3 protein-coding genes are annotated in these 3,172 nt (G+C 74.0%); all 3 read right to left on the bottom strand.

The features are described from left to right. Positions 1 to 79: 79 nt before the first annotated feature. On the bottom strand, positions 80 to 907 hold the full coding sequence (locus tag AB0O00_RS26350; protein ID WP_363655763.1) for an isocitrate lyase/phosphoenolpyruvate mutase family protein: 828 nt from the start codon (positions 905 to 907) through the stop codon (positions 80 to 82). Between the two features lie 75 nt (positions 908 to 982). After that, positions 983 to 1,648, bottom strand: a complete 666-nt coding sequence (locus tag AB0O00_RS26345) for a barstar family protein (RefSeq protein ID WP_363655761.1) — start codon at positions 1,646 to 1,648, stop codon at positions 983 to 985. A 4-nt stretch (positions 1,649 to 1,652) separates the two neighbouring features. After that, positions 1,653 to 3,053: a polymorphic toxin-type HINT domain-containing protein gene (locus tag AB0O00_RS26340; RefSeq protein ID WP_363655759.1), complete on the bottom strand. Its 1,401-nt coding sequence runs from the start codon at positions 3,051 to 3,053 to the stop codon at positions 1,653 to 1,655. Positions 3,054 to 3,172 lie beyond the last annotated feature (119 nt).

The following is a 3,172-nucleotide window of genomic DNA, read 5'->3' as shown; positions in this document are numbered from 1 at the left end:
GGCGCGGGCCCGGGCGGGTCAGGCGCAGGCGGGTCAGGCGCGGTTCGGCGCGGGCCCAGGCGAATCAGCCCCGCGCGTTTCAGCCCCGGAAGAGGGCGTTGAGCTCGCCGAAGCCGAGCGAGCCGTCCGGATCGGTGAGCGTCCCGGCGCCCAGCAGTTCGGCGGCGGCCCGGCGCGCGGCCGTGTACGCGAGCTGGGCGAGGCCCGTACCGACGCTGACCCGCCGCACCCCCGCGGCGGCGAGTTCGGCGACGGTCGGACCACCCGCGACAGCCATCGCGTTGACCGGCAGCGCCACGCGCTCGCACAGCTCGGCCAGCGCGTCGAGGTCCAGCAGCCCCGGGACGAACAGGCCGTCCGCACCCGCCTTCGCGTAGGCCTCGGCCCGCTCCAGCACGTCGTCGAGCCCGCCCAGGCCGAAGAGGAAGACGTCCGTCCTGGCGTTGACCACCAGCTCCGGGAGCCCGGCCGCGGCCGCCGCCGTCCGGGCCGCCCGCAGCCGCGCGGCCTGCTCGGCCACCGGGAACAGCGGACCGCCGACGGCCGTCGAGTCCTCCAGGTTGACGCCGACCGCACCGGCGCCGATCACCGCCTCGACGGTCGCGGCGACGTCCGCGGGCAGCGGGCCGTAGCCGCCCTCGGCGTCGACGGTGACCGGCACGTCCACCGCCGCGACGATCCGGCGGGCCGCCTCGGCCATCTCCGCCCGGCCCAGCCGCTGGCCGTCCCCGGACCCGAGCGACCACGAGACGCCGCCGCTGGTGGTCGCGACCGCCGGCGCACCGGCCGAGGCGATCACGGCGGCGCTGCCCGCGTCCCAGGCGTTGGGCAGCACGAGCACGCCGTCCTCGGAGAGCTGCCGGAGCTTCCGGGCACGCTCGCGCAACTCCGGTGCGGTGGTGGACATTTGGGGTACCCGCTTTCGTACGGACCGATGGCGTCGAGAGCATCCTGCGGGTCGGCGGCGAGCAGGCTCCAGTGATTAAGCTGGGGCCGAATCTTCCGGGAGGGCGGCCGTGCCCGGCGGCCGGAGAGGATGCCCCGCATGCGGACCGAGCTGACCTTCTCCGCGGACGACGTCGCCCAGACGCGTTTCGCCGTCTCCCCCATGCAGGAGGTGGTCACCAGCCTGCGCGCCCTCGCCCACTCCCCCGTCCCCGCCCTGCACCGCCGCTGGGCCGACCAGGTCCACGGGCGACTCGCCACTGCCGGGCTCGACCGCGGCCGGCTCGCCGCGATGGTCCCGCCCACCGGCCACCTGCCCGACTTCCTCAACCCGACCCCGACGGGCCCCGCCCCCACCCTCGCCGACGAACTCGCCGCGATCACCGCGACCGGCACCGACCAGGTCCGGGCCGACCTCGACATCGTCGCCGCCGAGGCCCCCGGCGGCCGCCTGCCCGTCCTGGCGCACGACCCGCTCGAGAAGGGCCGCGATGCGCTCGAAGGACTCGGCCCCCAGCTGCGCCCGGGAGGCCTCGCTGTGCTGCCAGACCAGCTCGACCGGACGCTCCACGTCGGTGGACAGGCGGTCCCACAGGGCGTTGAGGTTGTGCCCGTAGTAGGGGCCGAAATCCAGCTCCCGGGCCAGCAGGACGTGCAGGTCCGCCTCGCGGCGGATCGTCAGGCCGTCGACGGTGACGCGCATGGGCTCAGTTCTTCCAGTTCGGGAGCCGGTAGGTGGTCTGGTAATGATCGCTGGTGACGTAGGCCAGACCGTCGTTGGAGTACAGCAGACGCCAGCCGGGCTGCTTGGCCCGCCTCATCGCCGGGTTGATGGCCACGTCGGCCTCGTACCAGATGCGGAACCTGTCGTCGGGCAGGATCCCGCCCGCGGAGTCGGAGAACTCGTCGCCGCCGATCTGCCCGTCCTTGACGAAGTTGCCGAACGCCTTGCCCGGCTCCCAGCCCAGGGCCGTCGCCTGGGCCTTGGTGTAGAAGTTGGCCGGGAGCTTGCCGGTGGCGCGCAGGCTGTCGATCAGCGGGTTCGCGGCCTGGGCGGCCGCGATCTGCTCCGTGAGCCACGCACAGATCGGCGCACCCGCGTTGTGCACCAGCAGCGGGGTAGCGCCCGCCAGCACGTAGTACGTGTGCGTGTCGGCGACGGTGAGGTTGTACGCGGCCTGCGGAGCACGGCTCCCGTGGGCGGTGCCGGTGATGCGGGCGGTGCGGCCGTCGGGCAGGCGCAGGGTGTCGTCGAGGCCGAGCTCGACGGCGTCGCGCCAGGCGTGGCGGCTCTGCGACCAGTACGGGTGGTGGTCGGTGGAGGTGATCCGCGCCGGCCGGCCGTCGGGTGAGGTGACGGTCAGTTCGGTGAAGTCGCGGTCGTCCGGCGTGCGGATCGTCGCCTCGACGCGCTGCGGCTTCGTGGCGCCCGTCTGCGGGTCGGTGGCCAGCACCCGGTCGCCGGTGCGCACCTGCTCGATCGGGCGGCTGGTGCCGTCGGCCAGCAGCACCCCGGTGCCGGCGGGGAAGCTGTTCGGCCGCAGGCAGGACAGCCCCGCGGTCTCCCGCCAGGTCGACTTGAGCGCCTCCGCGATCCTCGACGTCTTGACGCCCCAGCGCGCCAGCTTCTCGCCGAGGACACCCCAGCCGCCGATCGGGATCTCCGCGGCGCAGGACAGTGCGGCATCGGTGTACCGGTCGGGGTCGATCAGATCCCCTTCCATGCCGTACGTCACGCAGTTGGCCAGGTTGGCCGGGGTGCCGACGATCGGAAGGCTGCCGAAGATGTCCATCTCGAGATGGGCGACCTCCATGACGGCTTCGGCCTTCTTGTCCAGCGGCAGGGCGTTGAACGCGACGACGACGGCCTTGAACAGCGGCGGCAGGTTCTCGTACGCCTGGGCCCGCCAGGCGGCGATCATCCGCTGGCTCTCCTCCCACGCCAGCTCCTGTTCGCGGACGTGGTCGAAGGCGTCGGTGAACGCCGCGTTGATGGCCTTGGCGTCCTGGCCGGCCTTCTCGGCGATCAGCTGGGCAGCCGCGGCCGAGGCGTAGGCCCGCCCGGCACTGTCGGCCGCCGAATCGGCACTGACCTCGGCCCAGCCCACGGCGCTCGCCGCGGCGACCGAACTGCTGCCCCGCGGGCCGGCCGAACCGGCCCCGGTGCAGCCGGGACGACCGGGGCTAGGAGCCCCGAACACCCCGACCGCGTGAATCGGGCGGGCCG

Origin of the sequence: Kitasatospora sp. NPDC093558 (genome assembly GCF_040683475.1) — a bacterium.
In the GTDB taxonomy this organism is placed as follows: domain Bacteria; phylum Actinomycetota; class Actinomycetes; order Streptomycetales; family Streptomycetaceae; genus Kitasatospora.
This window is presented reverse-complemented; position numbering and strand designations above follow the sequence as displayed.